Below are 22,344 nucleotides of genomic sequence, written 5' to 3'. Positions count from 1 at the left end.
CAGACCTTCGGGTCACAACAACTGCACGTTACTCAGTTTCCACTCGCCGTCCTCGCGGACCAGAGAAAGTTGCATGCGGTTACGGTCGATCCTCGGATCGGGGGAGTTGGTATTGGTGATCGTCTGATCGAGGAACACGAGCACCTCGGCGTTGTCGCGATCACTGCTCGCCAGCCCGGCTGAAATGATCTGAGCGGACGAGGTCGCCTGATACTGCACGATCATGTTCTGCAGGTTGGCTGCCACCTGGGCGTACTGACCGGCGAACTCGCCGACAGAGTTGTCACGCACCACGGAAAGATTCTGATCGAGGTTCTGGAAGTTGTACGTCGCAAGATCAGTGGCGAATTGCCGTCCGCTGTCCAGTGCGCTGGTACGCGCGTCTTCGTCGGCCGATTTCTGCCAGGTCGCGAATGCGCCCCATCCGAGCGCCGCGACCACGACCAGGACGCCGGCAACGATCAACAAGGTCTGCTTGCGAAGCCGCTTGGGCTTTTCGACGATTGTGGGTGTCGGACTCTCAGGAGTCTGGGGTTGGGGTGTCTCGGACTGGGGTGTCTCGGTCATTGCGTTCCTTGTACTAGTAGTGCGGCAAACGAGTTGTCACCGAGAACGGTGTTCTGACCACCGTTGAGGCCCAGACGAATCGACGTTCCGTCACCGGTCGCAACTGTGCCGAGGGCAGGATCGTATTCGGCAACCCCGTCGATCGTTCCAGTTCCGGTGGGGACGTTCTGCGAACCGCGATTCTGGATCCGGCCCGACTGGTCCGCGCAGTGTTGGTTCTTGTCGAGCGTGCTCGGTGAGGTGTCCTGTACCGATCGCCGGGGCGTGTCGTAGATACAGACCGGTCCGAGTGCTGTGATCAGATCAAGCTGTGCCCGTCCGTCTTTGACGATACTTCCGAACTTCTCGAATCCTTTGGGCACCACCACCAACAAGGCGTCGACGGCGGGCATCCGTGCAGTGACGATCTGAGTGGAGACGAGAGAATTGGCCAACAGCAGACTGAACGGCTCACGACTCTGTTCGATGAGAGGCAGTATCTGATTGTCGAGAACACTCGGGCTTCGATCGAGGAGTGTGCGCAGTTGCGGATCGGAGTTTCGTACCTGATCTGTCAATTGGCGAAGTGTGAGTGCAACTTCGGGAAGAGCGTCAACATTCTCCTCGTTCGCAGTGAACAGTGAGCGCGAGTTCTCGACGAGTGTGTTGACACGCGGTTGATCGGCTTGGACAGTGCGCGCGAGCACGTCGAAGTTGTCGACGAGCGCCTGCAGATCCGGACCCAATCCGTTCAATCCCTCACCGAGTTCGTGCGAGAGGGTCCGTAGGTCTGCCGGATCGACGGTGTCCGCAGCAGCGTTGAAATTCGCAATCACGGTTCCCAACGCGACCGGGATCGAAGTGCGCTCAGTCGGAACAACCGAACCTTCAACCAGATACGGGCCGCCGTCGGTCTGCGAGGACAACTGAACTTTCAATACCGGAACGGCGGTGTCCTGGCTGATGGCCACATGCGAATCGCTGGGGATCTGTTGGTCGGCGGCGATGCTCAACGTCATCACGACGAGGTCCTGGGCAGAGTCCACCTCCACCGACTCGACGTCGCCGACGGTGACTCCGCGATAGGCCACTTCCGAACCCGGAGCGATTCCGGCCGCGTTCTCCAATTCGACGGTGACCGAGAATGTTCCGGTGAAGGGATCTCCGGCACCTACTTGTCGGAGCACGTACGTCGTGCTGACCACCGCGATGAGGAGAAAGGCGACGATCTCGAAATAGACGGTTCGGTTCTTCATCGCGTTCCTCCTTGCAGGGGTGTCGTGATCGGCAGTTCCCGATCGGAGGCGGGCAGAGGTGGCAGTGGCGGTGCGGCGCCCGGAATTATCTCGTTGAGCACCCCGGTCACGGTGCCCTCGACATCGACGTCGAGGTCGATGTTCACGTAATCACCTGGGCTGGCGCGCTCGAGGAGCACTCTCGCGTTGTCCAGGTTGGACATGGTCTCACTCAGAGTCGGGCCCATTGCCGAGAACTGGTCGAGGATGGGTGACAGTCGTCCGGTGATCTCGGAGATCTGGTCGGCCGACTGGTCGAGCACGGAATTGGTTGCGGTACTGAGCCGATCGGTTTCATCGAGTAGATCGAGGAGCGGTTGTCGTTGGTCGGCGATCACGCCCAATGCGGGTGTGAGTGTTCGCAAGCCTTCGTCGATGGTGGCGCTCTCGTCACCGATCAGAGCGCTGAGCCGGTTCAGGGAATTCAGTGCCGAATTGATCGATTCCTTTCGGTCGTCAAGTGTTCCGAGAAAAGTGTCAAGGCGCGCAAGCAGATCGCGGATCGTCTCCTCCCTGCCGTCGAGAATCTGATCAGCCTCACTGACGATGTTCTTGACCTGCGCCAACCCGCTGCCGTTCAACAGAGTTCCGACGGCGCCGAGCAGTTGTGCGACATCGGGTCCGCGCACGGTCTCCGCTCGCGCGATGGTGGAACCTGGTTCGAGCCTGGGGCCCGTTGGATCGACCGGAACTTCGAGGTTGACAAATGCGTCGCCGATCGGGGTGGACAGCTCGATCCGAGCGCGAGTGCCGACGGGTAGTTCGATGTTCGATTCGATTTCGGTATGTACCACGGCTGCAAAGGTTTCCGCGCTCATCGACGTGACTCTGCCGACCACTGCCTGGCCGATCCGCACCTCGCCGCCGACGGGGAGTAATGACGCATCGACGAATTCCATGTTCAGCGGGTACGACTCTCCTGGCAGACCGCGCCCGAGGGGGAGGTGCTGGAAGTTGAGACTGCAGCCGGTCAACGGCGCCGCGATGACAAGTGCCACGACAACGCTCACCACGGACTTGTTCGACGCCATCAGTTGCCCCCACCGAGGATGCGTGCCAGGTCGGAGCTGCCTGCCGAAGGAAATTCGATGGGATTGACGATCCCAGGCCCGGTGCACAGCGGAATCGGCATCTTCTCGCACAGTTCTCGCGTCGTGTCGAACTGTGAGAGATCGGTGGCGACGTTCAATCGCGCTCTGGCTCGGCCTTCTTCGGTGACGAGGTTGGCGACGTTCTCGAATCCCGTTGGTGCCGTTTCGATGATCTCGCGCAGTTGGTCCTGTTTGGTCGCGACTGCACCGGCCAACTGTGCGAGCGCACCCAGATCGGCGGTGACCGCCTCGCCGTGTTCGGCGAGTAGCGCTGAGACCTGTCCGAGCAACGTGGTCAGGGAATCGAGCGCCCCGCTGATGTCTTCTCGCTGGGTACTGAACGCGCGGGCGGTGACTGTCACCGAATTCGACAGCGAGTCGACCTTGGTCTGGTTGTCCGCGATCAACTGCACGAGGGTGTTCAGGTTCTTCACCAGTTCGGAGATGTCGGGACTTGCACCCGCCAGCACCGAACTAGCCTGTGAGATGGACCGAACGGCATCGTTGAATGCTTGCCCGTTGCCGTCCAACGCGTGGGCGCCTTCTCCGATGAGGTCACCGATCCCACCGCCGTCCGCGCCAGGGCCGAGCGCCACCGTCAGTTCGTTCACCGATGCGGTGAGCTGGTCCCATGTCAGAGGGGAGTGAGTTCGTTCGAGAGGGATCACTGCGCCGTCCGCGAGGAACTCACCGTCCTCGTAGCCGGGGCCGAGTTCGATCGTGCGGTCGCTGATGACCGAAGGAGACAGGACCCAGGCCTGCGCGTCGGCCGGTATGCGTGTTCCGGATGGCAGGCTCATCGCCACTCGTACCCGGGACCCTTCCGGCGTGACGCTCTCGACCCTCCCGCTGGGAACTCCCAGAATAGTCACCGTGTTGCCGGTGAAGATGGCGTCGGTCGAGGTGAATTCGGCAGTGAGAGTGAGTTGGTGTTCGTCACGCGTGACGAACAGGACCGCACCGATCGCGCAGATCATTATCGCTGCCAGCACGGCGAGCTTCTTGACGGTCGTGGTCATCGACACCCCTGAACGAGCCCGACGACGCACAACCAGTTGTCCGGGATTAGGGTGGAGGGTGAGTTGAGGTCGAGCCAGTTGCCGTTACCGGTCGCATTGGTGACGTACCGAACGCTGGGGGCGAAGTTGTCGAGCAACGTGGTCAGTGATTGTTCGTTCTCGGAAAGAACTCCCGTCACCTCGTGGATGTCTCCCATGACCGAGTTGACCAATGCCTGGTTGTCACCCAGGAACTGGGCAAGTGTGGTGCTCAACTGATTGAGGTCTTGTACAAGCGCATTCAGCACATCTCGCCGGTCGGCGATCGTGGCCATCACCAGGTCCGCATTTCCCAGAAGGGTTTCCAGAGTGTCCTTCTGCTCGATCAGTGTTGCGGTCGTCTGCTGCGCTCCGGTGAGAAGGGAACGGAGCGCAACGTCGTTGTCGTTGACTACTCCGGAGAGTGCGTCGATTCCCTCGAGCGAGCGGCGAATGAGTTCGGGATCGTCCGGTGAGTTGTCGGACACCACGGTCAGCATGTTTCGCAGTTGTTGCAGATCAAGGTTTTCCGAAGTGGATTGTGCTCCTCGTCCGAGATCGTCGAGAGTGAACGGAACACTCGTGTTCTCGATGGGAATGGTCGAACCTCCGGGTAACGAGCGCGATCCGTTCGGAGTGATGTCTAGCGAGCGTCGGCCGAGCAGAGTCGAGATCTTGATGTCCGCGCGCGAGTTTTCGCCGAGAGTGACGCCGTCGTCGAGTCGGAAGGTGACTTCAACGGAGTTGCCGCTGACCGCCAACGAGGTGACCACCCCGCTCGGGACTCCCGCGACGTTGACCGGATCGTCCTGCGTCAATCCGGTGGCGTTGGCAAACACGGCGTTGTACTCGTTGGTCTTGACCTTCAAGATCAGTTGAGGGACAACGAGTGCGGCCAGAACGACACAGACTCCGACGAGAATGCAGATCATTCCGTTGCGGACCGGGTTCTTGACGGTGAGCCAGTTCATCGGCACACCGCCGAACGCTCGGGGCCGCCGAGAGTCACCGATTGGTCCAGCGCGCTGAGCCGGAAGTTACAGATGTAGATGTTCGCCCAACTGCCGTAGCTCATTGCGATTCCCAATTGGGTGAACAGTTGATCGAAAGCGGTGATACCGGTCGCCAGCGACTCACGATTGTCGACGACGACGCTGGCCGACTGATCGATCGAAGTCAGCGCGCCAGCCAAGTCCGGTTCCACGCGCGTCACCAAGTCCTGAAGGGAAGAAGTCAGGGCACCTGCGGAATCAACTGCGGCCGAGATCTGTTGGCGATCCTGTGCCAAACCGCCTACCAGCGTGTCGAGCGTGTTGATCATCTCGACGAAGTTGGGTCGATTCGTCGTCGTGACGGTGAGTACCCGGTCGAGGTTGGTCAGTAGTTGGTCCAAGATCGCGTCTCGGGACGTCAAGTTCTCGGTGACGGCAACTGTGCGCTCCAGCAGGCTTTCGATGGTGGAACCTTGTCCTTGGAATACCTGGACGACTTGTGCGGCAAGCTTGTTGACTTCTGCGGGGTCAAGTGCGTCGAACAGGGGACGGAAACCGCCGAGGATGTCGGTGAGGTCGATCGCCGGCTGAGTCTGTTCCACGGGAATTGTGGCTCCGGGGGAGAGGTAGTTGCCGGCTACGAGTTCGCCCTGTCCGGGTTCGATCGAGATCGTCCGTGCCCCCAGCAGATCTGCATACCTCACCACAGCCCGACCGTCGGTCGGAATACGTTGTGTAGATTCGAGTTCGAAGCCGACGACGGCTTGGTTGTTCACCAACTCGACGCTGTCGACGCGCCCTACTCGCACCCCGGCGATCTGAACATCGCTGCCGGTGACCAGGCCGGAGGCATTGACGAAGACGGCCCGGTACTGCGAACTAGACCCGGAGACTGGGTTGATCAGAGTGCTCACCACGACCACGGTGGCGAGAATCGACAGCGCGGCAAACAGTCCGAACCTGATCAGAGATTTCTTCACGCTCATCCGCCCACCACCGTCGTGCCGCGAAATACCGGCCCCGCCACGAGAGTGTCCAAAGCTGTACCGCCCTGGGTGATAGCTGAGATCAGGGATTGTTCGGCAGGGCTGCCGACCGGGCCGACGGTTCCGCCGAACGCGGTCGCGGCGGCAGGGCAGTTGGGGCCGCGGGTCCCGTCGTATTGTGGGCAGTCGGTCTTTCCGTACGGATATAGATCTGTGACAGACAGGCGCAAGTCAGTGCTGAGCCAGGGACCGTGCGCCAATGCGGGCGGGAGTTTGATCGTGAGATTGCGCAGGCCGTTGTAAAAGGTAGTGATGTGGTCCGGCCGCGAAGTGATTGCACCGGTGAGGGAATCGGCGTCGTCGACCAAGGTGATCAGGCGGTCGCGATTGTCGCCGATCAGACTCGTGGCAGCAGATCCCGTGCTGGTGCCTGCTCGCAGAAGCCCCGCCAATCCGTCGGATTTCTCGACGACGGTCTTGGATGTGGTGATGGAGTTCTCGAATGCGGCGAGCATGTCGGGCGCACTCGTCGAGAGACTGTCGGCGAGCGTGGCTATGTCGTCGAGGTCGTCACCGAGTCCGTCGATGACGGGCTGCGCACCGACCAACGCTTGGTGGACTGAATCGAGAGACTCACCGATCTGGTTTCCCTTGCCGCTCATCGCATCCGAGACTGCCGTGAGCGCCACGTTGATGTCGGCGGGGTCGAGGGAAGAAACGAGCGAGTAGATCCGTGAGATCGATTGGTAGAGCTGGACCGCGACTTCGGACTGATCTGATACCAACTCGGTACCCGGCGCGAGAGCAGGACCGTGCGAGAGATCGTCAGGTTGAATCAAGTCCACGAAGAAGTCGCCGAAGATGTTGCGAGGCATCAGTCGCACCTGACTTGTCGACGGTATGTCTTCGAATGCACCCTCGTCGATTGCGAGTGAGATGGTGGAAGCGGTGGTGCCAGGCTCGATATCGGCGACCGAACCGACGACGACGCCGCGGTACTGAACCGAGGATCCGACTCGCAGCGCACCGGCGCTGGCAGGGACGACAGCACTGACCTGCGGTGTGGAACTGAACGTGTCCGTGCCCCTGCTGAACAAGAAGACGTAGGCGACGATCAGCAGGACTATCGCAAGTAAACCACGCAGTGCCAGTGCAATTCGACTGGTGCCCGTGACGATCATCCGGTCAACCCGGGCACCTGAGGTTTGAGTCCCCAGAGCGCGATGGTCATGGCGACGTCGGTGAAGGCCAGGAAGACGATGCTGGTGCGCAGCGCTCGCCCGGCTGCTCGTCCGACGCCTTCAGGTCCGCCCGTCGCGGTATAACCGTAGTAGCAGTGCACGAGGGTCACGACGACCGCGAACACCATGACTTTTATCAACGACAACCAGATGTCGTTGGGAGAGAGGAAAAGACTGAAGTAGTAGCCGTATGTTCCCTCCGACTGGCCTTTGACCCGGATCACCGCAAGCGCCGTTGCCATGTACGAAGCAAACAGGCCGACCAGGTACAGCGGGACCACCGCGATGAGCGCCGCGATCATTCGGGTGGTGACCAGGTATCGCAGCGAGGGAATCGCCATGACTTCGAGTGCGTCGATTTCCTCGGAGATCCGCATGGCTCCGAGTTGCGCGGTGAATCCAGTTCCGACCTTGGCAGCCAAGGTGATTGCGGCAACGAGTGGTGCGACCTCACGAGTATTCGCGATGGCGGACATCACGCCGGACAGCGGTGCGAGGCCGACGAGGTTGAGTCCGCGGTAGCCCTCGAGTCCGATCTGGGAACCTGCGAAGAACGAGATCGCGAAGATCACGACGACGCTGCCGCCGCCGGCGAGCAGGGTGCCCGAACCGAATGCCACCTGGGCGACGAGACGGGCGACTTCACGCCAATATCGCTTGAGGGTTGCCGGAATCGAGGTGATGACACGCGCGTGGAACGTGAACTGATCGCCGAGTCGACTCAGACCGTCGACGGTGCGCGAACTGGCCCGCTTGGCACGAATTGCGATGGGCAGGTGCATCAGTAGGCACCCTTCACCGAGACGAACAGCGGGTAGAACTGGGTAATTGCGAGGTTGGCGACAAACACGAGGACAAACGAGAGCACGACGGTCTCGTTGACTGCGTCGCCGACGCCTTGAGCTCCGCGCTTGACGGTCAGGCCCTTGTAGCAGGCCACGATTCCCGAGATGAGAGCAAAGGCAACGGCTTTGATACCAGAGACGACGAAGTCGCTCGGTTGACTGAATTGAACAAGATTGCGCAGGAAGCTCTGTGCGTTGCCGTCGAGTATCAGGACGTGAACGAAGAGGCTTGCGCCCAAACCGATCACGAGAACTATCGAATTCAGCAGGAGGCAGACGACGGCAATTGCGATCATCCGCGGCACGACCAGGCGTTCCAACACCGGCAGGCCCAGTACTTCGAGCGCATCGATCTCTTCGCGGATCGTGCGCGCTCCCAAATCTGCGCAGATTGCGGAACCGCCGACGCCGGCGATGATCAGGGCGCAGACCAGCGGTCCGGCCTGTCCGATGATGAGGAACGCGACGACTGCACCGCTGTATGAACCCGCGCCGATTTGGTCTGCGAGCGAACCGATCTGGAGAGCTACGCCCACGCCGAGGGGAATCATCACCAGTGCCGAAGCGACCGAGGTGACGTGGGCGAGAAACCACATCTGGTCGAGCGCCTCACGCCAGGCGAGGCGCTTGTGTCGCAGAGTTGTGAAAGCGGCGACGCATACGCGAACGGTGAAGGTGAACAGCAGTCCGATCTCGGACAGCAGGTTCGAGAACATGTTCGTCTTGGCGGGGGAGGCAGGCGTTGCGTCCCCGGTTGTTCCAACTTCAGTGCTCACGCCATCCCCCTTTCCGGCCGAATCGTTCTGGTCGGGTTTCTTCGATCACACTCGGAAGGTCGAAGTGCTCCAGGTCACGTTCGGAGACGGTATCAGGAAACTGACTCTGAAGTAAGTTCCAATTCGGGCACGCCATCACAAGGCGTGAATGTGGACGCGGAGCTTCCGTTTGCGTCTACGCAACCTTCCCGGCGAGAGTCCGAAATGCGACGGGTGCACAATGAGTGAATGCCACGATCAAGCCCCATTTCCGCTTGGAAGTCCCTTCGCGAAGGCAACGAGCGATTTGTCAACGACGCGTCCATTCACCCCAGCCAGGGAATCGCCGATCGCGCGAAGCTCGTCGATGGGCAGCACCCCACCGCGGTGCTGTTCGGTTGCGGTGATTCGCGCGTAGCCGCCGAGATCATCTTCGATCAGGGCCTCGGCGACATGTTCGTCGTGCGTACGGCAGGTCACGTGCTCGACGATTCGGTGCTCGGTTCGATCGAGTACGCGGTTCACGTGCTCAACGTGCCGCTCATCGTCGTCCTCGGTCACGACGGTTGCGGTGCCGTGAAGGCAACGCTCGACGCCCTGGACAAGGGTGCGGTTCCCGACGGCTTCATTCGCAGCGTGGTCGAGCGCGTTGCTCCGTCCATCCTGATGGGTCGCAACGAAGGCTTGTCCACCGTCGACGAACTCGAAGGTCGACACGTCGTGGAGACCGGCTCGTTGATCATGCAGAGGTCGCGGATCATCGCAGACAAGGTGGACAACGGTGCGTGCGCGATCGTCGGCGTCACGTACACATTGTCCGACGGTCACATGCGAGTTCAGGGCGCGGTCGGCGACATCGGCGAGAGCGTCGAGACCGTCGAGGGTTAGATCTTCCGGGGCAGTGATACCCGGTAGCAGACAATGGGTACCGACACGCCGCCTCAGCTGACGGTTAGTGGACCCTGCGCCAACTACCGTTGAGTCCGTGTTGGAACCGAATGGACCACTGCCCCCCGAGATCTACTGGCGTCGCCGGGCGCTGGCCATTGGTGCCGCCGTCATTGCACTGGCGTTGATCATCTGGGCGGCGTCCGCCCTCTTCGGCGGTGGAAGCGATACTCCTGAGGCCAATTCGGCCGCTGCGAGTTCCTCGCTGACGACGGACGTCTCCTTCACCCCCAACCCTTCCGGCTCCAACGCGCCGGACGGTAACGGTGGTTCGGGTGGCGGTGCTGCGGGTGGATCAGGTGGCTCGGGCACGCAGGCTTCGGGATCGTCGACGTCGGCATCGTCCTCGTCCTCGTCGACCACCGGCGCTCCGGTCCCGGCTGGTCAGTGCGCGGACTCGTCGTTGGCAGTCAAGGCGACCGCAGACAAGGCGACCTTCGCTCCCGGTGAAGAGCCGTCCTTCACGATCGTCATCACCAACATCGGTTCGGCACCCTGTGATCGAGATCTGGCGGGCGGCCTTCAGCAGGTGCTCGTCTACAGCATCGACGGCAAGACCCGGTTGTGGTCCAACGTCGACTGCTATCCCCAGCCCGCAGCCGACGTACGCAATCTCGCTCCCGGCGAGCAAGCTGCGTTCAAGGTCGCCTGGTCGGCCACGACGTCGACCCCCGAGTGCGCGACCGCGCAGAACCCCGAGCGCAATCCGGTGGGCGCAGGCGCGTACACGGTTGTCGGTCAGCTCGGTGCACTGCGAAGCTCTCCGGAGCCGTTCAACATCGCGTGAGAGCGGGCAAGCCCGAACAGGCCCGCTAGTTGAACGATCCGGTGATCGACGTCTCCGCGAGCCGGGAAAGTCCCTCACGGATGTGACGGGCCCACAGCCCGCCGATGCCCTCGACCGACTGCAGATCGGCAGCCGTAGCGGCCAGCAGCGACTGGAGAGTGCCGAAGGATCCGACCAGCCGGTGGATCTGATGGAACTGCAATCGAGGCACACGCATCAGTACGCGATATCCGCGAGGAGTCATCGGAGTGTCGAGGGCTTCGATCGTGCCCGGATAACCGAGAACACGCGCAAGAGTCGTGAGATCGAGTAGGTCGGCGTCGGTGACACGATCGAGTGCGACGAGGACGTTGTCCATCGCCGCGGTGCCGATGGGTTCGGGGCCGGCAAGATAATCCCGAACGATCAGTTGACGTGCAATGTCGTTGTCGCCGACCAGTTCTTCGAGCTGCAGTGCCAGCTGGCGACCGTCGGTGCCGAGCTCGAGGACATCCTGCTCGATTTCGATCGACACACGGCGAACCATTTCGAGTCGCTGTACGACGGTCAACGCGTCGCGCAGAGTCACGAAATCCTCGATCTCGACCACCGACAGTTGCCGTGTCACTTCGTCGAGTCGCGCTTTGTATCGTTCGAGCGTCGCGACGGCCTGGTTGGCGCGCGAAAGTATGGTGGCCGAGCCGTCGATGACGTGCCGGATACCACCGACGTACACACTGACGATCGACATCGACTGACTGACCGAGACCACGGGATAGCCGGTTTGAATTGCCGTGCGCTCGGCGGCACGGTGCCTGGTGCCGGATTCGACGGTGGGAATCTTGTGATCGGGAACCAGTTGGACGTTGGCGCGCACGATGCGTGTGCCGTCCGTCGAGAGGACTACCGCGCCGTCCATCTTCGAGAGCTCACGCAATCGGGTCGGTGCGAACTCCACGTCGAGGTTGAATCCGCCGTCACACAGCGCTTCCATCTCCTCGTCGTATCCGAGGACGATCAGCGCGCCGGTACGTCCGCGCAGAATTCGTTCGAGCCCGTCTCGCAAAGCGGTACCCGGCGCCAACCTGGCGATGGTCTCTCGCAATGCCGACGACGACTGTGTGTCCGCCATCGCACTGATCATTGAGAAACTCCCTGCTGAGGTCGATGTCACTTCGGTCGGGTCCGATGCCTGCGCCGGACTGATCCCCGTTTAGATTACCTATCCATGAGTAGTACCTGGACCCTGCCTGATGACCTGACTGTCCCGGAGCCGGTCGAATTCTTTCCGGCCGCCGGCGAGAAGTTGCCTCAGCACTGGTCGAAATGCTTCGGCTGCGGCGACGACCAGCCTGCGGGAATGGCGATGAGTTTCAGGGCTGGTGACGGGTTGGAAGTGACGGGCCGTCTGGAGGTCGCCAAGAAGTATCAGGGCGGTCCGGGGGTCATTCACGGCGGCATTTTGTCGACGGCTTTCGACGAGGCGCAAGGCATGGCATGCATGGCTCTCGGCTCGCCGGTGGTGACCGGGCACCTCGAGATCGACTTCGCCCGACCGATCCCGTTGGGATCGGTGCTCGAATTTCGGGCTCGCATCGACGGCGTTGTGCGCCGCAAGGTCTACACCAGCGCGGAAGCGGTGATCGTCGAAGGTCCGACAGCGGATCCGGACACGGTGGTGGGAACGTCCCGCGGACTGTTCCTGACCATCACGTCGGAACACTTCGCCAAGACCAAGGAGTTCGTGGACGGCGAACCGACTTCCCCGTTCGGCACCTCGTCGGTCTGACGCGGTAGTCGGCCGCAGGCCGGTCACTTCACCGGAGTGAGCTTTGGGCGAGACGGGGCTTGTTTGCCGCCCATCAATCCGGCATAGGCGAGTGCCTCGGCCAGGTTCGCTACTTCGTTGACGCGCATGCCGGGAATGTTCGGGCCGGAATCGACCGGCACGATGGCGCTGGTGAATCCCAATCTGGCAGCTTCGATCAGCCGTCGGTTCACACCGGCAACTCGTCGAACCTCTCCGGCGAGTCCGACCTCGCCGAGGATGACGAGCCCCTTGGGGACAGGTTTTGCTTTCACAGCGGAAGCGACCGCTATGGCAAGAGCCAGATCGGCACCCGGCTCGGTCATCCGCATACCGCCGACGGTCGCGGCGTAGACGTCGGCCTTCGAGATCGACACCCCGACGCGGCGCTCCAACACGGCCAGAACCATGGCCACACGGGCGGTGTCGAGCCCACTGACGGCTCGACGAGGTGTCGGTAGAGGCGTGGCGGCGACGAGGGCCTGAACTTCACCGAGTAGCGGTCGCTTACCGTCCATCATCACGGTGACGGCCGTGCCTTCCACAGCTTCTTCGCGGTGATGCAGGAACAGTCCGGACGGATCGCTGATCTCGTTGATGCCCTGCTCGCTCAGCTCGAAGCATCCCACCTCGTCGGCCGCACCGAATCTGTTCTTGACGCCGCGGACCATGCGCAGCGTGGAGTGCTTGTCACCCTCGAAGTGCAGAACCACGTCTACGAGATGCTCGAGCGAGCGCGGTCCGGCGACGGCGCCGTCCTTGGTGACGTGGCCGATCAGAAGCACCGGGATTCCACTGGCCTTCGCCAGGGAGGTCAAGGCGCTGGTGACGGCCTTGACCTGAGTCACGCCGCCGACGACTCCGTCGACGTCGGCAGCAAGCATGGTCTGCACCGAGTCGACGATGACCAGGGTCGGCTTGACCTGCTCGATGTGGCCGAGGATGGTCGCGAGATCGGATTCGGCCGCCAGATACATCCGTTCGTGGACAGAGTTGGTGCGATCTGCCCGAAGTCGGACCTGACCGGCGGACTCCTCGCCGGTGACGTACAACGCTCGATCATCCGCGCTGCGCATCGCCCAGCGGTAGACGACCTCGAGAAGTAGCGTCGATTTTCCGACTCCGGGCTCGCCCGCGAGCAGCACCACCGAACCAGGTACGACGCCACCGCCGAGGACGCGGTCCAACTCGCCGATCCCGGTGGGCTTGGCCTGCGTCGAGGTGCTGTCGATCTGTGTCAGCGGCGTGGCCGGCGTCGTAGGGAGCACGGCGCTCGATCCTGCTTTGGCGAGTGAGGCGCCGGCGCGACTGGCGACGGGTGCCACTACCGCGACCTCGGTCATCGAGCCCCACGAATCGCAGTCCGGACATCTACCGACCCACTTGGGCACTACCGACTGGCATTCGGAGCATCGGTAGTTCGATTTCACTTTGGCCACCGGGACAGACTAGAGGCGGGGTCCGACATGGACCCCGCCTCTAGTGTGATTCTGAAGTTGTTCTGCGAAGCGCAGTGTGCGCCTTGGTGATTCGGGCTCAGTGCCCGGCTTCTGCGACGTCGGGCGACTTGTCCGACTCGTTGCGCTCGAGCTGCGGGCCTGCGTCGACCGGTACGTCGACGGTGACCGAGCCGGCCTTCTCGAACTTGAAGGTGATCGGGACGGTCAAGCCGGGGCGAACGCCTGCCTTGATGTCCTGCAGAACGACGAGAGTGAGCGCAGCGGGTGCGTCGTCGTTCTCTTCGTTGTTCTTGATCTGGGTCTCTGCCTCGGTCGCGGCACCTTCGCCTGCGGGCAACTGGCCGGCCTGCAGCGACGTCTGCGGCTTGATCGTCAAGCCACCTACCTCTTCACCCGCGATGACGCGTGCTGCGTAATCGGTGGTGATGCTGACGAGCTTGTCCGTGGTCTCGGCGCTGTCGTTCACGACGGTGAACGCGAGCACGGCGTTGCCGCCCGGCTCGATGCTGTATTCCTCGGACGAGGGGTAGGCGATGTGCACGTTGCGCAGTGCGATCTCACCGAGGTCGGCGCTGTTGCCGTTCACGGCGGCCTGCTGGACGGCGGTCTGGCTCACCTGTCCGGAACCGCAAGCGGACAGCGCGATGGCTGCGCCTGCAGCCAGTGCAATGGCGGTAGCGACTCGACGAGTCGGCTTACGGATAGCTGTCACGATTTGTCCTCCACGGCGTCAGGTTCGCACTCCACTAGGCAGAGTAGTAGATAAGGTCCCGCGGGCTGGCCGTCGGGTCGCCACAACGGTTGTCTGCGTGGGCTTTCAGTCGGTTATGCAGGGGTGCTCCAGACCAGTTGAATGCACGTACAACAAGCCCTGTCAACCCCTACGCTCGAGCAAGGATGCCCCTGACCTGCACAGTTGATGAGTGGTCGGTTCTTTCACGTGTTAAACTAGTGGAATCGAAAGGGGCACGGGACACATGATTTTCAAGGTCGGAGACACCGTCGTATACCCCCATCACGGTGCGGCGCTGATCGAAGCTATCGAAACCCGCACCATCAAGGGTGAGCAGAAGGAGTACCTGGTTCTGAAGGTCGCTCAAGGCGATCTCACAGTACGGGTTCCTGCAGACAACGCAGAGTACGTCGGAGTTCGTGACGTGGTCGGCCAAGAAGGCCTCGACAAGGTTTTCCAGGTTCTGCGAGCACCGCACACCGAGGAGCCCACCAACTGGTCTCGTCGATACAAGGCAAATCTCGAGAAGCTTGCCTCAGGTGACGTGAACAAGGTTGCAGAAGTTGTTCGTGACCTGTGGCGTCGTGAGCAGGACCGCGGGCTTTCCGCTGGTGAGAAGCGCATGCTCGCCAAGGCTCGTCAGATTCTCGTCGGAGAGCTCGCGCTCGCCGAGGGCACTGACACCGAGAAGGCAGAGACCATTCTCGACGAGGTCCTCGCGGCCGCGTCCTGACTGCAACACAACAAAGCTGACAGTGGCAGTAGTAGCCCTGGTACCTGCCGCAGGTCGGGGAGTGCGATTGGGCGAGAAATTGCCCAAGGCATTTGTCGAACTCGGTGGGTGCACCATGCTTGCACGCGCGGTCGATGGACTCCGGAAATCCGGAGCGATCGACCGCGTTGTTGTCATTGTGCCGCCTGAACTGGTCGAATCCGTCGTAGCCGACCTCGGTCGTGCAGCGGACGTCGACGTCGTCGGTGGTGGTGCCGAAAGAACCGATTCGGTTCGAGCCGGTCTCAGTGCTGCCGGCGACGCAGATTTTGTACTCGTGCACGACGCCGCGCGGGCATTGACACCACCGGCGTTGATCGCGCGCGTCGTCGACGCTCTCCGAGCCGGCAGCTCCGCTGTCATCCCGGTACTCCCGGTTACCGACACGATCAAGTCGGTCGACGTACTCGGCGCAGTCACCGGAACGCCTCTGCGTTCGGAGTTGCGTGCGGTTCAAACTCCTCAAGGCTTCTCCACCGACGTCCTGCGCAGTGCGTACGACGCCGGTGATGTCGCCGCGACCGACGACGCCGCTCTGGTGGAGCGTCTCGGTGTTTCGGTGCAGACGATTCCCGGCGACGCTCTCGCCTTCAAGATCACCACTCCGCTCGACCTCGTCCTTGCACGGGCGCTCCTGATCTCGGAGACAGAGTTGAGCGCGGACTCACAGGACGGAAAATAGATGCGCGTCGGTCTCGGCACGGATGTTCATCCCATCGAGGTCGGCCGACCTTGCTGGATGGCCGGGTTGCTGTTCGAGGAAGCAGACGGGTGCTCGGGGCATTCGGACGGCGACGTCGCCGTCCACGCGCTCTGTGACGCGTTGCTCTCCGCCGCAGGTCTTGGCGACCTCGGTTCGGTTTTCGGCACCGGCAGGCCCGAATGGGACGGCGTGAGCGGCGCTCGAATGCTTGCCGAGGTTCGTCGACTGCTCGAAGAGAACCAGTTCACCGTCGGCAACGCCGCGGTGCAGGTCATCGGCAACCGACCGAAGATCGGGCCGCGACGCGACGAGGCGCAGAAGGTGCTCTCGGACATTCTCGGCGCGCCTGTTTCGGTGTCCGCGACCACCACGGACGGGCTCGGCTTGACCGGCCGCGGCGAGGGGATCGCCGCCATGGCCACCGCGTTGGTCATGACAACCGAACACGACAGGTAAGATCGCTGGTCGTGACCCTGCGCCTATACGACACCGGTACGCGGGCCCTTCGGGATTTTGTTCCGTTGGCCCCCGGACATGCATCGGTGTACCTGTGTGGGGCGACAGTTCAGGGCGATCCTCACATCGGACACGTTCGTAGCGGCGTCGCTTTCGACGTGCTGCGACGCTGGCTGTTGGCGCACGGCAACGACGTTGCCTTCGTGCGCAACGTGACGGACATCGACGACAAGATTCTCAACAAGGCCGCCGGCGCCGGTCGACCTTGGTGGGAGTGGGCGGCGACGTTCGAGCGGTCGTTCACGTGGGCCTACGACCAACTGGGTGTGCTGCCGCCGTCCATCGAGCCGCGGGCCACCGGTCACGTGACGCAGATGGTCGAGATGATGGAACGCCTGATCGAAAACGGCCACGCGTACGCGGCGGGCGGCGACGTCTACTTCGACGTGCAGAGCTACCCCGAGTACGGCGCACTGTCCGGCCACAAACTCGACGACGTTCATCAGGGCGAGAGTGCGGCCGAGGGCAAGCGCGATCCTCGCGACTTCACCCTCTGGAAGGCCGTCAAGCCCGGTGAGCCCTCGTGGCCGACACCGTGGGGACCTGGCCGTCCGGGCTGGCACCTCGAGTGCTCGGCCATGGCGGAGTTCTACCTCGGGGCGGCATTCGACATCCATTGTGGTGGACGCGATCTCGTCTTCCCGCACCACGAGAACGAAATTGCGCAGGCCAAGTGCGCCGGCGACGATTTCGCTCAGTACTGGTTGCACAACGGCTGGGTCACGATGAGTGGCGAGAAGATGTCCAAGTCGTTGGGCAACGTTCTCTCGGTGCCGAACGTGCTCAAGAAGGTTCGTCCGCAAGAACTTCGGTACTACCTCGGTAGTGCGCACTACCGTTCCAATCTCGAGTACTCGGACGAGGCGTTGGACGAAAGCGCGAAGTCCTACCAGGGGCTCGAGTCGTTCGTCCTGCGCACACACAAGCGTGCGGGTGGCGTCGAACTCGGTACGTGGACCGAAGGTTTCGCGGCGGCTCTCGACAACGACTTGTCGGTGCCGATCGCGTTGGCCGAGATTCACGGCAAGGCGAGCGAGGGTAATTCCGCGCTCGCTGCCGGTGATCTCGACGCGGCTCGGGTGGCTGCCGGTCAGGTGCGGGCCATGCTCGCGATCCTGGGCGTCGACCCACTCGACGAGCATTGGACGCAGTCCGGTGGCGACACCGAGACGGCAATGGAAGCTTTGGACGTGTTGGTGCGGGCCGATCTCGATCGTCGGCAGCAGGCACGTACGGAAAAGAACTGGGCGGTGGCGGACGAGGTCCGCGATCGCCTCATCAAGGCGGGTATCGAAGTAACCGATACTCCCGACGGACCCGAATGGTCCCTTAAGGCAGGGCAGTAACAATGGCTGGAAACTCGAGCAGGCGCGGCGCAGTCCGTAAGGGCGGCACCAAGAAGGGCCAGGTTGCCGGTTCCGGTGGCCAGCACAAGCGTGGTCTCGCCGGCCGCGGTGCTACGCCTCCCGCCGAGGCACGCACCAAGCACCCAGCGGCAAAGCGTGCAGCGCGCGCCGCCCGGGCCGACGAGAAGCAGAACCAGGGCCGCGGTGGCCGTCCGGGTCCGGGCCGCAAGGTTCTCGACGGTCCCGAGACCGTGCTCGGTCGCAACCCGGTGGTGGAGTGCCTGCGCGCGGGTGTTCCGGCGACGGCGCTGTGGGTGGCTGTCGGTACCGAGAGCGACGACCGGTTGAAGGAATCCGTTCAGCGGGCTGCCGACGCCGGTATCTCCATCCTCGAGGTGCCGCGCTCGGATCTGGATCGCCTCAGCGCCAACGGTCTTCACCAGGGCATCGCTCTGCAGGTTCCGCCGTACCGCTACGCGCACCCGGACGATCTTCTGTCCGAGGCACGTAAGCACGCCGAGCCCCCTCTGCTCGTCGCGCTGGACAACATCACCGATCCCCGCAACCTGGGTGCCGTTGTGCGCTCGGTCGCAGCTTTCGGTGGACACGGCGTCGTGATTCCGGAGCGTCGTAGCGCGAGCGTGAGTGCTGTCGCTTGGCGTACCAGCGCCGGTGCTGCCGCTCGTCTGCCGATTGCTCGGGCAACCAACCTCACTCGCACGCTCAAGGACTGGGCGTCGAAGGGTGTTCAGGTCGTCGGTCTCGACGCCGAAGGTGACACCACTCTCGACGATTTCGACGGCAGCGGTCCTGTGGTGATCGTGGTCGGTTCCGAGGGCAAGGGCCTTTCGCGCCTCGTCCGCGAGAACTGCGACGCGATCCTGTCGATTCCGATGGCCGGTCCGGTCGAGTCGCTCAACGCCTCGGTTGCCGCCGGAGTCGTCCTGGCGGACATCGCCCGCAGGCGTCGTAGCAGCTGAGTTGTAACGGCTTTCAGGTGAGCCTGGCGGGGTTCTAGCTCCGTACCGACCAGGCTTCCCACAGTGCAGCGTAGGAACCGTCCGCGCCGATCAGTTCGTCATGTGTCCCGCTCTCGACCACGCGGCCACCGCTCATGACGAGTATGCGATCGGCGCGGACTGCTTGGCTCAGGCGGTGTGCGATCACCACGGCAGTCCTGCCGGTGACTGCGAGCTCGGCTGCCTGATCGAGTAGACCTGCTGCAGTGGTTCCGGCTTCGGCAGTCGCCTCGTCGAGGATGACGACGGGCGGGTCGAGCAGAGCCAGCCGGACGAGGGCTATGTGCTGTGCCTGTGCCGCCGTCAACTGGTACCCGCCCGCCCCGACCCTGGTCTCGAGCCCGTCCGGAAGCTCATGGATCCATTGAGCTTTCATCGTTTCGACGGCTTCGGTGATCTTCGCATCGTCCGAATCTGGTGCGCACAACCGGAGATCGTCGGCGATCGTCCCGACGAACACGTGAACTTCCTGGCTGACCAGGACGACTTTGTGCCGAAGTTCGGCATCACTCAGGTCGTCAATCGGTGTGCCGTCGACGGTGATTTGCCCGTCCCCGACGGGAATGATGCCGGCAATCAGTTTGGCGAGTGTGGTCTTTCCGGCACCACTGCTGCCGACGACGGCGATTCGTTCCCCCGGTGCGATCGAGATCGAGATCGAATCGATCACCGGGGTGGAGTTGTTGTACGAGTAAGAAACCCGCTCCACGTCGACTCCGATGGGTGCGGACCGAGCCGAGGCAGGAATGCTCGCGGGACGCCCGGGCATCGCGGTGACACCGATCAGGCGAGCCAGGCTGGCACCCGCATCCTGCAATTCGTCGATGTTCGAGAGAAATACCGCGATGGGGCTGAACAGACTGTGGAAGTAGAGCGCAGCGGCGGTAGCGGCCCCGATGGACACCGACCCCGTGGTCACGAGCCAGTAGCCGACGCTCAGGACCGCGGCCAGTCCGAGCAGTTCGGCGCCGTTGAGTTGAGCGAAGAAGTTGGTGCGCAGTCGAACTGCCTGCATGTCGAAGCTGATGGCATGCTCGGAGGTCTCGGCGATTCGGCCGATGTGCTCGTCGGTTCGACGCAGGGCAGTGACAGTACCTGCACCACCCAGGGTTTCGATGAGCTGCTGTCCCCGCCTGGCCTGCGCAGCGCGAGAGCGTCGGTAGACGGGTCCGGAGCGTCGGAGGAAATGACGAAGAGCGAAATAGTGAATCGGCGCAACGGCAACGATCGCCACGGTGAATCGCCAATCGATCACTCCCACACCGACAAGCGTCAGTGAAATCATGAACAGGGCGGACACCGTTGCGGGTAGCACCCGCGCGATGACGGTGTTTACCGCTTCGACGTCACCCGAGACCCGGGAAATCAGATCACCGGTTCCGGCATCCTCGACCAGCGACGACGTCTGCGCGAGCGTGGCGGCGAACACGTCCTCACGAAGATCGGCCAGCACGTTCTGCGCGACATTCGCGAGAAGCTGTGTGCTCCACCAAGTCAGCGCAACTCCTGCTGCCGCTGCGCCGAGCATGAATGCGGTGATACGCAGAAGTGAGACAAACGGTTTGCCCTCCGTGACTGCATCGACCATGAGCCCGAGCAGCGCCGGGGTGGACAGGCCGCAGGCCGTAGCGGAGAGAAGTACGACGGTCGTGAGTGCGAGCGCTCGCCCCCGTGGCCGAAGCAGTGCGATCAATGCGCGGACCGTCTGTGTGGTCGACGCGATCGGCAAGGCAGATGTAGCCGGAACAGCAGATGCATCCGGAAGGGTGTCGGTCACAGTGAGTCTCCGTCCCGAGCGGCGTGGTCGATCGTGACGACACGGTCACACGAATGGAGCAAGGTCGGACTCGAGGTGATCACCACAATGGCCTTGTCGGGAAAGTTTCTCAGTGAGTGTGCAATTCGATGTTCGGTGACAGAGTCCACGGAAGTGGTGGGTTCGTGGAGGACCAGGATCGGCTGGGGTTGATGCAAAGCGCGGGCGAGGAGAAGGCGTTGCCGCTGACCTCCGGAGAGTTTCTTTCCTTGCTCACCTACCTCGGAGAGGTGGCCGTCGGGCAGATGCGTCAACACGTCGTCGAGCGCAGATGACGTCATTGCCGACGAGTCGACGTTCGGTGCAGCCAGATTGTCGAAGACGGTGCCGGTGAACACGGTTCCTTCATGAGCGGAGACGAACACCTGATCGCGAACTCCGTCCGGACCGAGTTCGGTTGCATCGGTGCCGAATACGAAGTAGCAGTCGGGGTCCAGCGGAGTCTGAAAGGCGAGTTGGCGTGCCAGTCGGTGAGCGGAATCGTCCGCGCGCACGCCCACCACCTCGCCGCGGCGAGCTGAGACGACGGTTCCGTTGTCCGTCGAAATCAGCAGGGCGTCTTCACTTCTGACAGCGCTGATCGGGGCGGTGGAGGGCGGCAGTTCGATCAGGTGCGGCTCGGCCAGGAGTTCGGACAGCCTGCGTGCGGAGCCTCGCTTGGCAGCGAGTTCTGCACCGAAGAACCCCAGAGTTTCCATCGGACCGGCAATGACCCTGCTCAAGCCGACAACGGTGACGAAGTTGCCCACGGTGATCGTGCCTTGATGCGCCATCCACGCGGCTCCAAGTGCGACCGACGCCAGCACCAACGCGGAGACCCCGGAATTGAGCGCGGTCAGACTGGACATTGCTCTGACCGTCCGGATCGCTGCTTTCATCGACGCCCGGCTCGCCTTGACGTATCGCGACAGGGCAGTGGGCTCGGCCCCGAAACCCTTCAGTACTCGTAACCCAAGCGTGAAATCAGTTGCAAGCATGCCTGCCTCGGCTGCCTTCTTCTGCTCTGCATACACACGCTCGTCCAGTGGACCGCTGATCTTGTGAATGAATACGAGCTGCGCAGCAGTGATGAGTACGACGATCAGTGCGAGCGGCCACGAGACGAAGGCAAGCGAAATCACTGCCGCGGCGAGCCCCGCAAAAGCTGAGCCCTGTTCGGCGACAACCCAGGAGAAGCCCGAGACGTGTGAGGCGTCCGAGGTGGAGATGGTGAGAACTTCACCCGTCGAGCGCTGAGCTTGCATGCCTCTGGCATCGAGTACCCGTCTGGCAGCGTTCAATCGTAGGTCGTGTTCGCCGTAGACGAAGACCTGCGTGTTCAGGCGAACCGCGATGCGCCACGACAGAGCAAGTCCCACGAACAGAGCACACAACACAGCAATCCATACGAGAAGTGCTGTGCTGTCGGACTTTCCGATTGCACGGTCGACGACGGTACCGATCAGCACCGGAATGAGGGCTTGAGCTACCTGATACGACGCCTGGCCGGTGACGGCTGCAACCAGTCGCGGGCCGCGTCCGGAGGAGAACGATCCGACTCTGATCATCTCCATCGGACCGGAACGAGTTTCGGGCAGCGCTGACACTCGTGAAACTCCTCGCCCAGATCTGAACACTCGTTGTGCAGTTCTACGGTAGAGCCGGAGCGAGTGCGGAAAGTGCTCGCAGAT

At 62.4% G+C, this 22,344-nt stretch carries 22 protein-coding genes; 8 read left to right on the top strand and 14 right to left on the bottom strand.

Annotated elements, in window-relative coordinates:
* Positions 1-12 precede the first annotated feature (12 nt).
* The 9 genes from H351_RS28265 to H351_RS28225 are packed head-to-tail and all read right to left on the bottom strand — an operon-like array spanning position 13 to position 8,809.
* Positions 13-567 carry a hypothetical protein gene (locus tag H351_RS28265; protein WP_020968377.1) on the bottom strand — a complete coding sequence of 185 codons (555 nt, stop codon included), beginning with the start codon at positions 565-567 and terminating at the stop codon, positions 13-15.
* Complete coding sequence (locus H351_RS28260) at positions 564-1,802, bottom strand: MlaD family protein (protein ID WP_029254427.1); 1,239 nt, start codon at positions 1,800-1,802, stop codon at positions 564-566. Before H351_RS28260 ends, H351_RS28265 begins: the two co-directional genes overlap by 4 nt.
* Positions 1,799-2,872 carry an MCE family protein gene (locus H351_RS28255; protein WP_029254428.1) on the bottom strand — a complete coding sequence of 358 codons (1,074 nt, stop codon included), beginning with the start codon at positions 2,870-2,872 and terminating at the stop codon, positions 1,799-1,801. Before H351_RS28255 ends, H351_RS28260 begins: the two co-directional genes overlap by 4 nt.
* Positions 2,872-3,951 carry an MCE family protein gene (locus H351_RS28250; protein WP_029254429.1) on the bottom strand — a complete coding sequence of 360 codons (1,080 nt, stop codon included), beginning with the start codon at positions 3,949-3,951 and terminating at the stop codon, positions 2,872-2,874. Before H351_RS28250 ends, H351_RS28255 begins: the two co-directional genes overlap by 1 nt.
* Positions 3,948-4,940, bottom strand: coding sequence for an MCE family protein (locus H351_RS28245; protein ID WP_029254430.1), 993 nt, complete (start codon positions 4,938-4,940; stop codon positions 3,948-3,950). The genes H351_RS28250 and H351_RS28245 overlap by 4 nt, the downstream gene beginning before the upstream one ends.
* On the bottom strand, positions 4,937-5,947 hold the full coding sequence (locus tag H351_RS28240) for an MCE family protein (protein WP_020968382.1): 1,011 nt from the start codon (positions 5,945-5,947) through the stop codon (positions 4,937-4,939). Before H351_RS28240 ends, H351_RS28245 begins: the two co-directional genes overlap by 4 nt.
* Positions 5,944-7,128 (bottom strand): MCE family protein, encoded by a 1,185-nt coding sequence (locus tag H351_RS28235; protein ID WP_029254431.1) that lies wholly within the window; start codon positions 7,126-7,128, stop codon positions 5,944-5,946. Before H351_RS28235 ends, H351_RS28240 begins: the two co-directional genes overlap by 4 nt.
* Complete coding sequence (locus tag H351_RS28230; RefSeq protein ID WP_020906104.1) at positions 7,125-7,970, bottom strand: MlaE family ABC transporter permease; 846 nt, start codon at positions 7,968-7,970, stop codon at positions 7,125-7,127. Before H351_RS28230 ends, H351_RS28235 begins: the two co-directional genes overlap by 4 nt.
* Entirely contained in the window at positions 7,970-8,809 is an 840-nt protein-coding gene (locus H351_RS28225) for an MlaE family ABC transporter permease (RefSeq protein ID WP_020968384.1), read from the bottom strand. Before H351_RS28225 ends, H351_RS28230 begins: the two co-directional genes overlap by 1 nt.
* 228 nt (positions 8,810-9,037) lie before the next feature.
* Here H351_RS28225 and H351_RS28220 point away from each other — a divergent pair, with 228 nt between their 5' ends.
* Both H351_RS28220 and H351_RS28215 read left to right on the top strand, forming a co-directional pair.
* On the top strand, positions 9,038-9,676 hold the full coding sequence (locus H351_RS28220) for a carbonic anhydrase (protein WP_019746832.1): 639 nt from the start codon (positions 9,038-9,040) through the stop codon (positions 9,674-9,676).
* Positions 9,677-9,773: 97 nt separating this feature from the next.
* On the top strand, positions 9,774-10,523 hold the full coding sequence (locus H351_RS28215; protein ID WP_029254432.1) for a DUF4232 domain-containing protein: 750 nt from the start codon (positions 9,774-9,776) through the stop codon (positions 10,521-10,523).
* Positions 10,524-10,548: 25 nt separating this feature from the next.
* On the opposite strand, the gene disA is transcribed toward H351_RS28215, so the two are convergent.
* Positions 10,549-11,634 (bottom strand): DNA integrity scanning diadenylate cyclase DisA, encoded by a 1,086-nt coding sequence (gene disA / locus H351_RS28210; protein ID WP_024487741.1) that lies wholly within the window; start codon positions 11,632-11,634, stop codon positions 10,549-10,551.
* A 96-nt stretch (positions 11,635-11,730) separates the two neighbouring features.
* Here disA and H351_RS28205 point away from each other — a divergent pair, with 96 nt between their 5' ends.
* Positions 11,731-12,291: a PaaI family thioesterase gene (locus tag H351_RS28205; RefSeq protein ID WP_019746834.1), complete on the top strand. Its 561-nt coding sequence runs from the start codon at positions 11,731-11,733 to the stop codon at positions 12,289-12,291.
* Between the two features lie 23 nt (positions 12,292-12,314).
* Here the strand turns inward: H351_RS28205 and radA are convergent, their stop codons facing one another.
* Both radA and H351_RS28195 read right to left on the bottom strand, forming a co-directional pair.
* A complete protein-coding gene (radA, locus tag H351_RS28200; protein ID WP_003945739.1) occupies positions 12,315-13,748 on the bottom strand; it encodes a DNA repair protein RadA in 1,434 nt (477 codons plus the stop codon).
* A gap of 97 nt (positions 13,749-13,845) precedes the next feature.
* Positions 13,846-14,481, bottom strand: a complete 636-nt coding sequence (locus H351_RS28195) for a copper chaperone PCu(A)C domain-containing protein (protein ID WP_003945942.1) — start codon at positions 14,479-14,481, stop codon at positions 13,846-13,848.
* A gap of 265 nt (positions 14,482-14,746) precedes the next feature.
* Between H351_RS28195 and carD the strand changes: the two genes are divergently transcribed.
* Genes carD through rlmB form a run of 5 tightly spaced genes read left to right on the top strand, consistent with a single transcriptional unit; the run spans position 14,747 to position 18,819 of the window.
* A complete protein-coding gene (gene carD, locus H351_RS28190) occupies positions 14,747-15,235 on the top strand; it encodes an RNA polymerase-binding transcription factor CarD (protein ID WP_003945666.1) in 489 nt (162 codons plus the stop codon).
* A gap of 22 nt (positions 15,236-15,257) precedes the next feature.
* Entirely contained in the window at positions 15,258-15,956 is a 699-nt protein-coding gene (gene ispD / locus H351_RS28185; RefSeq protein WP_029254433.1) for a 2-C-methyl-D-erythritol 4-phosphate cytidylyltransferase, read from the top strand.
* Entirely contained in the window at positions 15,957-16,433 is a 477-nt protein-coding gene (gene ispF, locus H351_RS28180) for a 2-C-methyl-D-erythritol 2,4-cyclodiphosphate synthase (protein WP_020968387.1), read from the top strand. It begins immediately after the preceding gene.
* An 11-nt stretch (positions 16,434-16,444) separates the two neighbouring features.
* Positions 16,445-17,839: a cysteine--tRNA ligase gene (gene cysS, locus H351_RS28175; RefSeq protein ID WP_003945830.1), complete on the top strand. Its 1,395-nt coding sequence runs from the start codon at positions 16,445-16,447 to the stop codon at positions 17,837-17,839.
* 2 nt (positions 17,840-17,841) lie between these two features.
* Positions 17,842-18,819, top strand: coding sequence for a 23S rRNA (guanosine(2251)-2'-O)-methyltransferase RlmB (gene rlmB, locus H351_RS28170; protein ID WP_020906105.1), 978 nt, complete (start codon positions 17,842-17,844; stop codon positions 18,817-18,819).
* Positions 18,820-18,853: 34 nt separating this feature from the next.
* On the opposite strand, the gene H351_RS28165 is transcribed toward rlmB, so the two are convergent.
* Together H351_RS28165 and H351_RS28160 are read right to left on the bottom strand one after the other, a co-directional pair.
* Complete coding sequence (locus H351_RS28165) at positions 18,854-20,635, bottom strand: ABC transporter ATP-binding protein (protein ID WP_029254434.1); 1,782 nt, start codon at positions 20,633-20,635, stop codon at positions 18,854-18,856.
* A complete protein-coding gene (locus tag H351_RS28160) occupies positions 20,632-22,260 on the bottom strand; it encodes an ABC transporter transmembrane domain-containing protein (protein WP_029254435.1) in 1,629 nt (542 codons plus the stop codon). Before H351_RS28160 ends, H351_RS28165 begins: the two co-directional genes overlap by 4 nt.
* Positions 22,261-22,344 lie beyond the last annotated feature (84 nt).

Origin of the sequence: Rhodococcus erythropolis R138 (genome assembly GCF_000696675.2) — a bacterium.
GTDB classification, from domain to species: domain Bacteria; phylum Actinomycetota; class Actinomycetes; order Mycobacteriales; family Mycobacteriaceae; genus Rhodococcus_F; species Rhodococcus_F erythropolis.
The sequence above is the reverse complement of the archived record's forward strand: the minus strand, read 5'-3'. Positions and strand labels throughout refer to the sequence as shown.